We start from the raw sequence: 14,084 nt of genomic DNA on the forward strand, positions 1-14,084 counted from the left end.
GACAATCGGACGAGCACGAGGCGTGCGCCAGCTCGGCACCCCGGGGCTTCCCCGGTCAGGAGGGCCGGCGCACGCCGAGCTGGTCAAGCCAGCCGTCGACGTCGAACCCCTGCTCCTCGGCCCGGTCGAGCCAGCCGGCGGCGCGGGCCGGGTCGGCGGGCACGCCGGAGCCGAGCAGGCACATCACCCCGAGGGTGGCCGCGGCCCGTGGGTTCCCGGCGTTCGCCGCCCGCTCGTACCAGCCGGCGGCGACGGCCTCGTCCCGGGGGAACCCCTGACCGGTGGCGTACGCCGCCGCGATGTTGTACAGGGCCCGGGGGTGGTCCCGCTCGGCGGCGCGCATCAGCCACTGCCGCGCCACCACGTCGTCCTGCGGCACCGCGTCCCCGGTGCCGTACAGGACGTGCAGCTCGAACATCGCGTCGGCGTTGCCGGCCGCGGCGGCCCGCTGATGGTCCGCGACCGCGGCCTCGCCGTCGCCCATCAGGTAGCGCACGATGCCGGACCAGTAGGTCGCCTCCCCGGTCGGGTCGTCGGCCCGCAGCGGCTCCAGCAGCGCCAACGCATACCGCCCGACCCGGCCCACGGCCTGCCGGCCGACGGCGGCGAACAGGTACGCCCCCTGGCGGCTGCCGTGCCCGGCGGCCTCGACGAAGCAGCGCAGGGCCGAGTCCAGGGCCTCGTCGTCGCCCGCAGGGAACGGGTGTGGCGACGGCCACGCCGGCGGCCGTCCGGCCCGCGGGTCGAGCAGCCGCTGCCCCAGGGGCAACCACACGTCGGTCCGGCCGGCCAGCGCCGCGGCGGCGTAGCCCCGGACCAGCACCTCGTACGCCTGGACCGGCAGGATTCCGATCATCGCGTCGCCGCGCACGATCCGGCCGTCGATCTCCCGGCACAGCCCTTCGAGGTACGCGGCGTCGAGCGGATCGGCCGCCGTCACCCTTCGGGTCTCGGCGAGCAACGCCTCAGCATCGGCAGACGAGGCGGCGGCAGGGGTCACGGTCACGCCATCACTCTACTGTCGTCGGTCATGCGCCCCGGATGTCGGCCGGCCATCGGCAGGTGCCGACCTTGTACCGTCTAGGTCTGACACCGTCATCGCGGGCTGCGGTGTGGAGGACGTAGACGGCTGGCCGATCGTGTCTGTGGGTCCGGCGGCCTGGCCCCGTTCTCCTGACGGTCACTCGCTCACCCCGTAGGCCGCCAGGGGACGGCAGCCGAACCGATCAGAAGGGCATCATGAGCCGCTCCACACCACCGTCCACGACCGGGCTGATCGACGCCGTGAACGGCCTGCCGGTACGCCGCCACACGGACACCGGGGCCTACTACGTCCGCAAGGCCGGGTGGCCGCACTTCTGGGGCCGGACCCTGGACGCGCTCGTGGTGATGGTGGTGGCCGGGGTCCTGATGGGCGCCGTCAACGCGGCCAACCAGGACCTTGTGCTCGGCCAACTGTCCACGGCCATGTTCGCCAGCACCGGTGTGTATGTCGCCGTCATGGCCGCCATCTGGTTCGTGGTGGTCTTCGCGTACGGCATGGTCTGGGGCTCGGTCGGCAGCCTCGGGGACGCCGCCTCCGGCATGCGCTCCGTCAGGACCTCCAACGGAGAAGGCTTCGGCGCCTGGCTGGGAGGCTGGCGGGCCTTCTGCTGGTCCTTCGCGCCCCTGTACCTGGTGGTGAGCGTCGCCGCTGTCTTCAGCGGCAGCGGCGGGGACAGCTTCGAGACCGAGTTCACCGCCATCGACCTCCGGTCGGGCCTCGCGCAGGGCCAGGCGCCTGTTCCTGACGCGACTGCGCCGGCTGCGGAACAGTTCGCCGAAGCTGCGCGCCAGAAGCTCCCAACCCGTTGATGGTCCTGACGGAAGGACCGAGGTCAGTCGAGGAGGGACAGTGCAAAGTTTCGCCCGTACGTTCGTCGGCAACCTCGTGCTCTTCACCGTTCTGGGAGTGGCGGGGCCGATCCTGCTCGTCTGCGGCGCACTGGGCGTAACCGATGCCGACGAGAGCGAACGGGGCGTTCCGCTGGCCTTCGTCATCGTCGGGCTGGGGTTCACCCTCACGATCGCCGTCGGGGCCTTCCTCTTCACCCGCAAGCACTACCGGGTCATCACCGACCGAAATCGTGTGTCGACGGCGTACCAGTGGGACGACGACACCTTCGCCATGTGGACCCCCCGCGCCCGGATCCCGATCCAGGGCGGCCGGTTGGCCACGGCCGAGGTGCGCGAGGCGACGCTCGTGTCGTACGGCGACGACTGGGAGGCGACGTACCAGTCCTACGGTGGCGACCTCGACCCCGACGAGCCGAAGCCCCGCATCCGGCTCAGGCTGCGGGTCCACCCTGACGGCGGCGAGCCGTTCGAGTCGACGCACACGTGGCGGGTGCCGTCCCTGTGCCTGGCGGCCGTCACCGCGGGGCGACTCGTCGCCGTCGTTCATCCCGAGATCCCCGAGGAGTTCGGCATCGACTGGCCGCGCAGCGCCCTGCTGTCGGGCGCCAGGACGTGCAGGCTGCGCGGTCTCGACGGGCGGCACGTCGAGCTGACCGGTCGCCCGGATCTCCTCCTGGAGCTGTGGCGGATCACCGGGACCGGGACCGGGGGCCGGATCACCATGGACGGCGACACGATCGACCTGCGCCGCGTCGATCCCGCTGTGGCGACGCAGCTCCAGAGCCTGGTCGAACGGGCCGCCGGCGGGTGGCCGGCACCCGAGCCGGTGCCGGACGGGCAGGCCAGGTGGGTGGTCGACCGTCTGCCCGGGGAGAAAGGGGAGTTCGGTGGCGTGGACCGCCGGTGGGCCCGCCACGGCGGGCACCTCGTCCGTGGCCGGTTCCTGGAACTGCGGGGCACGACGACATTCCAGTACGCCGGCCCGGTGCTGGAGACCGTCCTGCGCGTCTTCCCCGCCGACGGCACCTCCCCGATCGACCTCGGGAAGAAACTGACGGTGCCGATGACCTACCTCGCGCTGCTGCACCGCACGAAGCAGTTCGTCGTCCGGGTCGGCCCCGACCGCCGGTCGTACGAGATCGACTGGGAGCGCACCACCCTCGCGGCCGGGGTGAGTCCCGCCGTCGTCATCGGACCCGACGGTCGTCGGTTCGACCTGACCGGCCGGTTCGACGCCCTGCTGGCGATCATGCGGCTGCTCGTGGCCAACCGGGTGAGTGTCTCCGGCAACGTCCTGGATCTCCGGGACCGCCGCCCCTCCGCTGTGGCGGCGCAGGTCATGGACGTGGTCCGGGCGTGCCGCGACCGGAGTTCGCACCTGGACTTCCCGGTGCCGTAGAGCGGGGGCTGCACTCGCTGCGCCACCAGTGCGGCCCGCCCACCACTGCGGCGGTGTTGCTAGACGTCGCCGAGGGCTCGAACCTGGTGATCGCCGAGCAGCCGCGCCGTCGGAATGGTCAGCGCGGCTGCTCGGCGAGGCCCCGGATGCCCTGCAACGTGGCGGTCATGGCGTCCCGCAGGGCGGCCCGTCGGTGTTCGATGATCTGTTCCTCGTTCTCGGGGGCCCGGTCTATGACCAGGCTCACCCCGCTGCGGCCGGGGCCGATCCGGACGGACTGGACCAGCCGGCAGCCGTCACCCTCGGGAGCGAGTCGGAACTGCCAGGCGGCGGCCGGGCGCCGCAGGTCGGCGGGGCCGCCGCCGAAGCGGTTGTCCGGGTCGAGCACCACCCAGCCGAAGACCTGCGGCTCGTCGAACCGTACGACGTGCGAGATGGTCCGCCACTCGCCCAGCGCGGGATGGTGGTTGTGCCCCTCGAACCGGGCGCCGAGCGCCGGCTCCCGGCTGCCGTCCAGCCATCGGACCCGGCGCAGCTCCGTACTGAACCGCGTGGGCAGCTCGATGTCGGTGACCAGCTCCCACACCCGAGCCGGATTGGCGGCCAGGTGCAGGTCGCACTCCACCGTCGGGCCATCGACGTAGCGCACGGCACCCCCTTGTGTCCTTCGGCTCTTCAGATCCTCTCACCGCGTTCACCGTCGGCGAGGGGCCGCTCCGCGTGGGTCCGGTGCAGGGAGGTCAGCACCGTGGCACGTTGGGGATGAACCCGTCGTGGCCGGTGAGGACGTAGGCGTCCGAGACGTACCTGTTGGTGCCGATCCGGTTCCAGACGTTGGTGGTGCCGTAGGTGCCGGTGACGGTGGTGCCGACGGCCTGGCAGTAGATGCTGACCGTCGCGCCGTCGGCGACGGATCCGACGATGGCGTAGCCAGCGCCGGGCCCCGAGCGGACGTTGAGGCCGGCCCCTCCGGTGTTCACGGTGCCGGAGCCGATGCCGGTCTTCCCGTTCACCAACTCCATGTAGTAGGTCCAGTTCCAGTGCGGGCCCGGGTCGGTGTGGGTGGCCCCCGGCACCTCGTTGTGGCCGATGATGTGCGCCCGGTCCTTGGGGATGCCGTACTTGTTGGCCAGGTTGCGGGTCAGCGCCGCGGACGCCCGGTACATCGCGTCGGTGAACCAGGCGGGGTTGTCGACGTAGCCCTCGTGTTCGATGCCGATGGACTGGGTGTTGTAGGTCCAGTTGCCGGCGTGCCAGGCGATGTCCTTCTCGCGCACGGACTGGGTGACCGCCCCGTCGGACGAGCGGAACGTGTAGTGCGCGCTGACCTGGGCGGCCGGGTTCTGGAACCAGCTGATCGATCCGGCGTAGCTGCCCTGCGTGACGTGGATGACGACGTACCTGACGGGGTGGCTGCCGGGCCGGCTGGCCACGGTGTAGTTGCTGGGGCTGGCCGGCGCCCACGCGGCCGGCCCGTAGTCGGTGCTGAGGGTTCCGGCCCCGCCCGCCGCCTGGGCGAGCACGCCCCGCTGCGGCGCGACCGGACGGCCGGGAACGGCCAACGCTTCGGGCTGCCCCGTCTCGAAGCCGGTTCGGAGCAGGTCGTAGACGGCGTCGGCGTAGAGCCGGGCGACCGCCGGGGTGCTTGCCCCGCCGTAGCGCGCGACCGGGCCGTACCACGTGTTGATGTCCTGGCGCTCGACGGCGGTCAGGCCGGCCTGGTCGGCGTAGGAACGCAGGACGGCGGCGGCCCCGGCGACGTTCGCGGTCGGGTCGGCGCGCAGCGTGTCCCGGTCGAGCCGGGTCAGCCGGGCCGCCTCGTCCAAGGTGTGCAGGTTGGGGTTGCTGACCAGGTGCATGAGGCCGTAACCGCCCGCCGCGCTCGGTCTGCCGTCATGCCCGTCGAGGCGCGTCTCGGCGTGGCCGAGGGCGAGGAGCAGGTCGCGTGGGACGTCGTACCGTTGTGCGGCGGTGTCGAACGCGGTGGCCAACCGACTTGATGCGGCCGAGCCCCGGTCCGGGGCGGCTGATGCCGGTGAAGCAGCCAGGACTGACTCACCGGACAGGACCAGAGCCGTGGCGAGCATGGCGCCGAGTAGCCCGTGCGTACGCCGTGAGGCGCGTCGAGCAGTCATCTTCCACCCCTCAGTGCATCGATTTGCGATTGATGGCGTTCGATGGATGGCCGGTAACATACCTCGCGGTCGACGGTGGTGTAAACGGTTTGCGGTGCCCGGCTTTCGGAGCGGCGGAATCCTTCATCGGCGGCGCGCCCGGCCGGCCCGCGCGCCGCCCCGCCGGGCGCGCCAGGTGGCGGCGGTGCGCATCAGGACGGATCCGGCGACGGGTGGGCTGCCGACGCCACGACGGGTCTCGCGCCGGAACCGTCCGGCTCGCCCGGCGGCGAAGGAGCAGCGGTTCGTGTTCCGGTGCGGGAGCGCTGGGTCAGGACGACGCAGGCGAGCACCACGAACGCCGCGGCGACCGAGGCCGGGGCGACGGCCTCGCCGACCAGCAGCGCCGACCAGGTCAGGGTGAGGACGGGCTGGGCGAGCTGGATCTGTCCGACCTGCGCGATGCCTCCGCGGGCGAGGCCCGCGTACCAGGCGAAGAAGCCCAGGAACATGGAGACCGCGGTGAGGTAACCGAACCCTGCCCAGGCGACGGCGCCGGCGTGCGGTCGGTGGATCGCGGTGGCCACGGCCGTGACGGGCAGGGTGACGGGCAGCGACAGCAGCAGTGCCCAGCAGATCGTGCGGGCGCCGCCCAGTTCGCGGGCGAGCACACCGCCCTCGGCGTATCCCAGGCCGCACAGCACGACCGCCGCGAGCAGGTACAGATCCGCGAGGGACAGGGCGCCGCTGACCGCGCCACTGACGATGAGGAAGGCCAGGACCGCCAGCAGCCCGCCGATGCTCGCGACCCAGAACAGCGGCGGCGGACGCTCTCCGGCGCGCAGCACCGCGAACATCGCGGTCATGGCCGGCAGCACGGCGACGACGACCGCGCCGTGCGCGGAGGTCTGCGTCGTCAGGGCCAGCGAGGTGAACAACGGAAAGCCGACGACGACACCGAGCGCGACGATCGACAGGCGCCGCCACTGACCTCGGCTGGGCCGCGGCGCGCCGGTGGATCTCAGGTACGCCCATGCCAGCAGCGCCGCGCCGACGGCCCGGCCGAAGGCGACGAACCAGGGGTCCAACTCCTGCACGGCGACGCGGGTCATGGGCAGCGACATGCTGAAGGCCAGCACGCCCAGCGCTCCGAGGGCGAGCCCGACGGTGCGATCCGCTGTTACCGTGCTCACGGCAGTAGCGCTACTCTTGTCCTTCATGGGCAACGGTAACGCAGTCGAGCGTGTCATCCAAGATCTGCGCACGCTCGTCGCCCGGGCCGACCCGGGGGACCGGCTGCCCTCGGTACGCGAGCTGACCGCGCGGCACCAGGCCTCCCCGGTGACGGTCACCGAGGCGATCCGTCAGCTCACCGCGCAGGGACTGGTCGAGGCGCGATCAGGGCGGGGCACGTTCGTGGCCGCCGCGTCCACGCGGCAGCCCGGGTCGGACCTGTCCTGGCAGACCGTGGCGCTCGGCCCTCGCCCACCCGGCGAGGAGGACATGCAGGCGTTACTGGCGCTACCACCCTCGGACGCGATACCGCTGTCCGGCGGCTACCTGGTCCCGGATCTTCAACCGGCAGCCGCGCTCGGTGCCGCGCTGGCCCGAGCCGCCCGACAGCCCGCGTCGTGGCAGCGCGGCCCGGCCGAGGGTCGCGAGGACCTGCGCGCCTGGTTCGCCCGGGAGGCCGGAGGCGGGCTGAGCGCCGGCGACATGGTGATCTGCCCGGGCGGGCAGGCCGCGCTGTCCTCCGCGCTCCGCGCGCTCGCCGCCCCCGGTGACACCCTGCTCGTCGAGTCGCCGACCTACCTGGGCGCGCTGGCCACGGCCCGCGCCGCCGGACTGCGGGTGGTGCCCGTCCCCGCCGACGCCGACGGCGTACGGCCCGACCAACTGGCCGCCGCGTTCACCCGCACTGGCGCGCGGTTGTTCTACTGCCAGCCGCTGTACGCCAACCCCACCGGCGCGACCCTGGCGGCCCACCGCCGCGCCGAGGTCTCCGCCGCCGTACGCGACGCCGGGGCGTTCCTGATCGAGGACGACTACGCCCGGGACCTCGCCATCGACGGCGAGGCCACACCTCCACTGGCCGCCGACGACCCCGACGGACACGTCGTCTACCTGCGCTCCCTGACCAAGTCCGCCGCGCCCGGGCTCCGCGTCGCGGCGATCGGCGCCCGTGGCCCGGCCGGCGCCCGCCTGCGGGCAGGCCGGCTGCTCGACGACTTCTTCGTGGCCGGCCCCCTGCAGCAGGCCACGATCGAGTTCGTCACCTCCCCGGCGTGGGCGCGTCACCACCGCACCGTGCGCGCCGCGTTGCAGGCGCGGCGCGCGGCACTGCTGGCCGCGCTGCGGCGGCACCTGCCCCCACTCGCCCCACAGGTGGCTCCGCGGGGCGGCCTGCACCTGTGGGCCCGTCTGCCCGACGGCACCGACGACGTCGCGCTGGCCGCCGCCGCGGCCCACGAGGGCGTCGTGGTCTTCCCGGGGCGGCCGTGGTACGCCGCCGAACCCCCGGCCCCGCACCTGCGCCTCACCTACGCGGCCGCGCCACCCGACCTCATGGACGAGGCCGTCCGCAGGCTCTCCCGTGCGCTGGCGAGCCGAACGGCATCTGCCTGACGCGTCCCGGCCGGCGATCCCGTTCCCAGGCCCACAGCGGTCGGTCCACGCCGGCAGGACTCCTCGTGCATCCTCACGGCCGGTCCAGCTCGGGCAGGGGCAGGATCCGGGCCAGGAACGCCCCCAGGTCCCGTTCCTGGTGTCTCTGGGCCCATTCCGTAAGGCGGGAGACCTCCGCCTGATACAGCCGGCCGAGCTCGCCGAGCGTGGACACACAACTCGCCTCGACGGCTCCGCCCTCGTCGAGGTCGGCGTCGTGCACCGCGAACACGCCGCGCTAGCTGCCGCAAACCCCGCTCCACTGGTTGAGCAGTCGATGTCCGTCTGACCCCGGCGGGTAGCGCACCACAGGGCCGGCAGCCGGCCTTATCCGATCGTTAAGTATGAGGCTGACTGGTTCACCCGGCGGGCAGCAACTGGGCAGACTGGGGCGATGCCCGTCGTTGCTCCGCCCGTTCCCCTCGCCCACCGTCGTCGTACCCACGCGCTGGTTGCGGTGGTCGCCGCGCTCGCCCTGGCGGTCGCGGCCGGTGCCTGGTCGCTGCGGGACCGGGGTGCTGGCGGCGGCGCATCGGCGCCGGGTGACGCGTCCGCCGTCGGCCCGGGGGCCGGCACCCCGACCTGTGCCGGCCGGACGGCCCGGGCGCCCCGCGAGTTGCGCGGCATGTGGATCACGACGGTGAACAACATCGACTGGCCGAGCCGGCGCGGGCTGCCGGCCGAGACGGTACGGGCGGAGTTCCGGGGCTGGCTGGACCTGGCCGTGCGGCGCAACCACAACGCGGTCTTCGTGCACGTGCGGCCGAGCGGGGACGCGCTTTGGCCGTCGGAATACGCGCCGTGGTCGGAGTGGCTGACCGGGCGGCGCGACGGCCGCGACCCGGGCTGGGACCCGATGGAGTTCATGATCGCCGAGACGCACGCCCGCGACCTGGAGTTCCACGCCTGGTTCAACCCGTACCGGGGCGGGCAGCCGGCCACAGTGGGCGGACCCGGCCCCCGGCTGGACCAGCTCGCACCGACCCACCCGCTGCGCCGGCACCCGGACTGGGTGGTGACCTATCCCAGCGCCGACAAGCCCGGCAGCCGCCTCTACTTCAACCCGGGCATCCCCGAGGCGCGCACGTTCGTCGAGGACTCGATGTTGGAGGCGGTGCGGCGGTACGACGTCGACGGGGTGCACTTCGACGACTTCTTCTACCCCTATCCGGAGGCCGGGCAGGACTTCCCCGACGACGCGGCGTTCGCCTGGTACGGCCGGCGGTCCGCGGACAAGCACGCCTGGCGCCGCGACAACGTGAACACCCTCGTGCGGGAGATGAGCGAGCGGATCAAGGCGATCAAGCCGTGGGTGAAGTTCGGCATCAGCCCGTTCGGCATCTGGCGCAACAAGCGCACCGACCCAGCCGGCTCCGCGACAGCCGGGCTGCAGAGCTACGACGACATCTACGCCGACACCCGACTCTGGGTACGGGAGCAGTGGCTGGACTACGTCGTACCACAGCTCTACTGGCACATCGGGTTCGACAGGGCCGACTACGCCACGCTGCTGCCGTGGTGGGCGGCCACGGTGAAGGGCACCCGCGTGCAGCTCTACATCGGCCAGGCCGACTACCGGGTGGGCGAGCGTGGTGCCTGGCGCGACCCGGCCGAGCTGGACCGCCAGCTCGCCCTCAACCGGCGGCACGGGGTGAGCGGGAGCGTGCACTTCAGCGCCCGGCAGGTGCGCGCCGACAAGCTCGGGGCGGTCAGCCGGTACAGCGGGACACACTACGCCGGCCCGGCACTCGTGCCCGCGATGGCGCACCTACCAGCGGCAGCGCCGGCCGCCCCCACGGTCACCGGCGCGCGCCGTCAGGGCGACGGCGAGATGGCGCTGACCTGGCGCGGGGACGGGGCCGCGAGCTTCGCCGTCTACCGAGTGGACGGCGATGCGGCCCGGCTCGTCGGCACCGCCCGGGGTACGGGCTGGGTCGACCGCACCGCCCCGACGGACGGTTCGTTCTCCTACTGCGTGTCCGGCCTGGACCGCAGCGGAAACGAGGGCCGACTCAGCGCGCCGGTGGCCGTCGCCGTACCGTGAGAGCCTGTCCGTCCTGCGGTGCTGCGGCCGGTGCCTGACCGACCGGCCTGCGGGTGAGCGATCGCGGCACGCCTCGTGGTCCACATGCCGAGCCCGGTGTGGTGCGGGCTGAACTAGTGTGCTGAGTCGTTAATTCGCTGGTAGATTGCCGGTGTGGGTGATGGTCGTGGTCCGAAGCTGGCGCCGCTGGAGTTGACCGCCGAGGAGCGGGAGGCGCTACGAGGGTTGGCGCGTCGGCCGAAGACGGCACAGGCGTTGGCGGTGCGGGCGCGGATCGTGCTGGCGTGTGCGGAGGGCTTGTCCAACAGTGAGGTCTCCCGGCGGCTCGGTGTGTCGCTGCCGACGGTTGGCAAGTGGCGTAAGCGGTTCGTGGTCGATCGGGTGGACGGACTGCGGGACGAGCCGCGTCCGGGCGCGCCGCGGAAGATCACTGACGTGCAGGTCGAGGCCGTGATCACGAAGACCTTGGAGGAGCGGCCGTCTGATGAGGACAGTCACTGGTCGACACGGTCGATGGCGAAGGCGGTGGGGCTGAATCAGACCGCGGTCTCGCGGATCTGGCGGGCGTTCGGCCTCAAACCGCACCAGGTTGACAGCTGGAAGTTGTCGACCGACCCGCTGTTCATCGACAAGGTTCGCGACATCGTCGGGTTGTACCTGGACCCGCCCGAGGCAGCCATTGTCCTCGCTGTGGACGAGAAGTCGCAGATCCAGGCCCTGGATCGGATCGCGCCGATACTGCCGATGATGCCCGGCGTGCCCGGCCGGGTGACCCACGACTACGTCCGCCACGGCACCACCAGCCTGTTCGCCGTCCTCGACGTGGCCACCGGCAAGGTCATCGGCCAGACCCAGCGCAAACACCGCCACCAGGAGTTCCTGCGCTTCCTGCGCACCATCGACCGGGCCACCCCGCCCGAGCTGGGCCTGCATCTCGTGCTGGGCAACTACGCCACCCACAAGACGCCCGCCATCGGGCAGTGGCTACTCAAGCACCCCCGGTTCCACCTGCACTTCACCCCGACCTACTCGTCCTGGCTCAACCTCGTCGAGCGCTGGTTCGCCGAACTGACCAACCGCAAACTCCGCCGATCGGCCCACCGCAGCGTCGCCGCACTGGAAGCCGACGTCACCGCCTGGATCGAGGCGTGGAACGCCGACCCCAAGCCGTTCGTGTGGACCAAGACGGCTGACGACATCCTCGAAACGATCGCCGCATACTGCAAACGAATCAACGACTCGGGACTCTAGGGTCTGTGTCAAAGTCGGGCGCCACGTGGGTCGCCCGATGGTCGTCCGGTTCGTGGCACAGCTCCGTCCCCTGGTTGTCGTATGCGGGCAGGTGCTCGCCTGGTTGCTGCTCGCCGTGGACGCGCCGCGAGTGGAGCGCACACGGGCTTGTCGTGCTTTTCCTGTTGCTTGGTGCGCTTGCTGCGATCCCAGCGGCAATGGTCAGCTCGCCGAGATTTCCGGCTGACCGCCCTGGTCACACAGCCCGTCGGGGCCGGCATATCGCGCTGGCCTTTGCATGACACGGCCGACAGCGGCGGCGGTGTTCTCGGGCTGTTGCGCTCCGCTGCCGACGGTGCTCGACGTGACGGCACGGGCCCGGCGCAGGCCGAGGTCCCGATCGGCCTGCGTCCGGTTCGTGCTCGCGTTCTCGATGCCGGGACCCTCGATCATCTGTGCCGGGGCTCCCAGCGGAAGTACCGGCGTGCCACGAGAAGCGACACCACCAGCCAGGCCAACAGCACACCGAGGGAAGGCAGCACCGCGACAAAGGTCTCGGCGAGAGCCAGCGCCTGGCCCTCGTCGGTGTGGGCGAGCCAGCCGACCCGCATCATCTCGGTGAACGGCCCGCTGGGCAGGAACCAGAGCACCCGCTCCAGCGACTCCGGCAGCGCGCCGAGCGGCAGCATCGCACCTGGCGTGGCCAGGAAGATCACCACGGTCGGCAGGGTGGTCAGCATGGCCGCTTCGGACGTGCGGGTGACCGCAGAAAGCGCGGCCGAGAACGCCGCCATGATCGCGGACCCCAGCAGCAGCGCCACCGCGATGACCAGCGGGTTCGTCGGCGCCGGCAGACCGAGCACCGCGACGGCGTAGCAGGCCAGCACGACGAACTGGGCGAGGAACATCAGGATGGTGCTGCTGGCCGTGCCGAGCAGGATGGTGCGGTCCGAGGCAAGCCCAGCGCGCAGGCGCTTGAGCACCAGTTCCTGGCGGCGCGAGGCGTACACGGTCGTCAGGTGATGGTGAACCAGGAAGACCATGACCAGGGTGGTGACGCTGACGACCCTGCGGACGCCGGGCACTGTCTGACCTGCGTAGCTGCTGACGAGCAGGATGGCGATGATCAGGGGGGAACACGCAGACATGGCAGTGGCCGTCCAGTTGCGGCGCAGGGCCAACAGTTCCATCTTCAGCAGCGCGGTCATCTGCCAGAACGGCCGGGTGGCCCGGTCACCGGGTGCGGTGGTCGGGGTCCGCGTCGTCATCGTCTCGCTCATCGGGCAGTCTCCGGATCCGCGTACTGGTTGGTCAGATCGTGGTCGGCGGCGATGTCCAGGAAGACATCCTCCAGGGTGGCCGGTCGCGCTGACAGCGCGGAAAGCTGGACGTCGCTCGTGTTGGCCCAGTCGAGCAGCCGGGCTAGGTCGGCCTGGAGCTGACGTGACTCGTACGTGACCCGGTCGCCCTCGACCGAGCGCGTGGCGTGCGGCAGGCCGGGGAGCACGTCCGCCTTCGGCAGCCGGAAGGTGATCCGGGCGGGCAGGGTGCGGACGATGTCGTGCGGGGCTCCCGTCGCTACGATGTGCCCACGGCGCATGATCGCCACCCGGTCGGCGAGCACCTCCGCCTCCTCCAGATAGTGCGTGGTGAGCAGCACCGTCGTGCCGTTCTGCTGGAGTTCCCGCACGACGTTCCAGGTGCGCCGCCGGGAGGCCGGGTCCATGCCTGTGGTCGGCTCGTCGAGGAAGAGCACCTGCGGCCGGCCGAGTACGGCCAGGGCCAGCTCCAGCCGCCGCCCCTCGCCTCCGGAGAGCTGCTCGACCGCCACGTCCCTCCGGTGGGTCAGCTCGACCAGTTCCAGCACCTGCTGGGAGGTGCACGGCCGGACGGTGAGCGAGCGCCAGATCTCCACCGTTTCCCGAACCGTCAGCGAGCCGGTGAATCCGCCGTGCTGGAGCATCACCCCCGTCTGTGGGCGCAGCGCGGCCCGGTCCCGCACCGGGTCCAGCCCGAGCACCCGGACCCAGCCAGAGGTGGCCGGCTGCAGCCCCTCCAACACCTCGATTGTGGTGGTCTTGCCCGCTCCGTTGGTGCCGAGCAGGGCGAACAGCTCACCACGGTGGACCCGCAGCGATACCCCCCGGACCGCCTCGAACTGCCCGTAGTTGCGGCGCAGGCTGTCCACTTCGATTACGACGTCGTCCATGCCTCCGAGGCTGCCGGTGGCCGGCGACAGAGCCAATCCACGCCGTGTCATGTCCCGGCCATGCGGTATGCACACGTCGTCCGTGCGTTCCGCACACCGAGCCCGCGATATCGCCGTGGCGGACGACCCCGGCTCGGCTCCGCAGGCAGGACGGGCCGCAGCCCCGCCCACTGAGCGTCGGTGAGATCGTGCCGCCTCGCTGCCGCTACCCTGGGCACGAGGTCTCCGGTCGGTCTTCGGTTTGCTTGGTCGCTAACCGATCTACCGGAGACCTCAACTTGTATCGATCACCGCCACGCCGGACCTATCTCACGGCCGGAAAGCCCTTATGAAACACGGGCTAGTGTCCTGAGTCGTTGGAAGCTTTATTGATCCGGGTGCAGTAGTTGGCGAGATTGTCGAGGATCTGGTCGGCGGTTTTGGTCCAGACAAGGGGTTTGGGGTTGTCGTTCCACGCCGCGATCCAGGCGTTGACGTCGTCTTCGAGGGCTTTGACGCTGCGGTGGGTGGAACGGCGAAGCTTGCGGT

At 71.5% G+C, this 14,084-nt stretch carries 13 protein-coding genes and 1 pseudogene; 5 read left to right on the forward strand and 9 right to left on the reverse strand.

Annotation, left to right across the window (positions count from 1 at the left end; translation table 11 throughout):
* Positions 1-55: 55 nt before the first annotated feature.
* On the reverse strand, positions 56-1,006 hold the full coding sequence (locus AB0G14_RS29600; RefSeq protein WP_357702990.1) for a tetratricopeptide repeat protein: 951 nt from the start codon (positions 1,004-1,006) through the stop codon (positions 56-58).
* Positions 1,007-1,239: 233 nt separating this feature from the next.
* On the opposite strand from AB0G14_RS29600, the gene AB0G14_RS29605 reads away from it, so the two are divergent.
* Together AB0G14_RS29605 and AB0G14_RS29610 are read left to right on the forward strand one after the other, a co-directional pair.
* Positions 1,240-1,854 (forward strand): hypothetical protein, encoded by a 615-nt coding sequence (locus AB0G14_RS29605; protein WP_357702992.1) that lies wholly within the window; start codon positions 1,240-1,242, stop codon positions 1,852-1,854.
* A gap of 40 nt (positions 1,855-1,894) precedes the next feature.
* Positions 1,895-3,295, forward strand: a complete 1,401-nt coding sequence (locus AB0G14_RS29610; protein ID WP_357702994.1) for a hypothetical protein — start codon at positions 1,895-1,897, stop codon at positions 3,293-3,295.
* A 118-nt stretch (positions 3,296-3,413) separates the two neighbouring features.
* On the opposite strand, the gene AB0G14_RS29615 is transcribed toward AB0G14_RS29610, so the two are convergent.
* The 3 genes from AB0G14_RS29615 to AB0G14_RS29625 all read right to left on the reverse strand — a co-directional run bounded on the left by AB0G14_RS29615 (position 3,414) and on the right by AB0G14_RS29625 (position 6,602).
* Entirely contained in the window at positions 3,414-3,944 is a 531-nt protein-coding gene (locus AB0G14_RS29615) for an SRPBCC family protein (RefSeq protein ID WP_357702996.1), read from the reverse strand.
* A gap of 91 nt (positions 3,945-4,035) precedes the next feature.
* Positions 4,036-5,286 carry an N-acetylmuramoyl-L-alanine amidase gene (locus AB0G14_RS29620; protein ID WP_357702998.1) on the reverse strand — a complete coding sequence of 417 codons (1,251 nt, stop codon included), beginning with the start codon at positions 5,284-5,286 and terminating at the stop codon, positions 4,036-4,038.
* 335 nt (positions 5,287-5,621) lie between these two features.
* Entirely contained in the window at positions 5,622-6,602 is a 981-nt protein-coding gene (locus tag AB0G14_RS29625) for a DMT family transporter (RefSeq protein WP_357703000.1), read from the reverse strand.
* A gap of 25 nt (positions 6,603-6,627) precedes the next feature.
* On the opposite strand from AB0G14_RS29625, the gene AB0G14_RS29630 reads away from it, so the two are divergent.
* The gene (locus AB0G14_RS29630) at positions 6,628-8,034 is read left to right on the forward strand and encodes a PLP-dependent aminotransferase family protein (protein ID WP_357703002.1); all 1,407 of its coding nucleotides are present in this window, start codon (positions 6,628-6,630) and stop codon (positions 8,032-8,034) included.
* Positions 8,035-8,107: 73 nt separating this feature from the next.
* Here the strand turns inward: AB0G14_RS29630 and AB0G14_RS29635 are convergent, their stop codons facing one another.
* Entirely contained in the window at positions 8,108-8,305 is a 198-nt protein-coding gene (locus tag AB0G14_RS29635; protein ID WP_357703004.1) for a hypothetical protein, read from the reverse strand.
* Positions 8,306-8,467: 162 nt separating this feature from the next.
* On the opposite strand from AB0G14_RS29635, the gene AB0G14_RS29640 reads away from it, so the two are divergent.
* Together AB0G14_RS29640 and AB0G14_RS29645 are read left to right on the forward strand one after the other, a co-directional pair.
* Positions 8,468-10,117: a family 10 glycosylhydrolase gene (locus tag AB0G14_RS29640; protein ID WP_357703006.1), complete on the forward strand. Its 1,650-nt coding sequence runs from the start codon at positions 8,468-8,470 to the stop codon at positions 10,115-10,117.
* Between the two features lie 153 nt (positions 10,118-10,270).
* Positions 10,271-11,368: an IS630 family transposase gene (locus AB0G14_RS29645; protein ID WP_357703008.1), complete on the forward strand. Its 1,098-nt coding sequence runs from the start codon at positions 10,271-10,273 to the stop codon at positions 11,366-11,368.
* A gap of 201 nt (positions 11,369-11,569) precedes the next feature.
* Here the strand turns inward: AB0G14_RS29645 and AB0G14_RS29650 are convergent, their stop codons facing one another.
* The 4 genes and pseudogenes from AB0G14_RS29650 to AB0G14_RS29665 form a co-directional block, all read right to left on the reverse strand.
* Complete coding sequence (locus AB0G14_RS29650; RefSeq protein WP_357703010.1) at positions 11,570-11,800, reverse strand: hypothetical protein; 231 nt, start codon at positions 11,798-11,800, stop codon at positions 11,570-11,572.
* The gene (locus tag AB0G14_RS29655; RefSeq protein ID WP_357703012.1) at positions 11,797-12,627 is read right to left on the reverse strand and encodes an ABC transporter permease; all 831 of its coding nucleotides are present in this window, start codon (positions 12,625-12,627) and stop codon (positions 11,797-11,799) included. The genes AB0G14_RS29650 and AB0G14_RS29655 overlap by 4 nt, the downstream gene beginning before the upstream one ends.
* Complete coding sequence (locus AB0G14_RS29660; protein WP_357703014.1) at positions 12,624-13,556, reverse strand: ABC transporter ATP-binding protein; 933 nt, start codon at positions 13,554-13,556, stop codon at positions 12,624-12,626. The genes AB0G14_RS29655 and AB0G14_RS29660 overlap by 4 nt, the downstream gene beginning before the upstream one ends.
* 340 nt (positions 13,557-13,896) lie before the next feature.
* A pseudogene (locus tag AB0G14_RS29665) lies at positions 13,897-14,084 on the reverse strand (IS630 family transposase); the annotation flags it as partial.

The sequence above is a fragment of the Micromonospora sp. NPDC023814 genome, assembly GCF_040639595.1.
In the GTDB taxonomy this organism is placed as follows: Bacteria; Actinomycetota; Actinomycetes; order Mycobacteriales; family Micromonosporaceae; genus Micromonospora.

Excerpts from the sequence above, each read along its gene's own strand:
- AB0G14_RS29605 (WP_357702992.1), top strand. The coding sequence starts at position 1,240 with ATGAGCCGCTCCACACCACCGTCCACGACCGGGCTGATCGACGCCGTG.
- AB0G14_RS29630 (WP_357703002.1), top strand. The coding sequence starts at position 6,628 with ATGGGCAACGGTAACGCAGTCGAGCGTGTCATCCAAGATCTGCGCACG.
- AB0G14_RS29640 (WP_357703006.1), top strand. The coding sequence starts at position 8,468 with ATGCCCGTCGTTGCTCCGCCCGTTCCCCTCGCCCACCGTCGTCGTACC.
- AB0G14_RS29650 (WP_357703010.1), bottom strand. The coding sequence starts at position 11,800 with ATGATCGAGGGTCCCGGCATCGAGAACGCGAGCACGAACCGGACGCAG.
- AB0G14_RS29655 (WP_357703012.1), bottom strand. The coding sequence starts at position 12,627 with ATGAGCGAGACGATGACGACGCGGACCCCGACCACCGCACCCGGTGAC.
- AB0G14_RS29660 (WP_357703014.1), bottom strand. The coding sequence starts at position 13,556 with ATGGACGACGTCGTAATCGAAGTGGACAGCCTGCGCCGCAACTACGGG.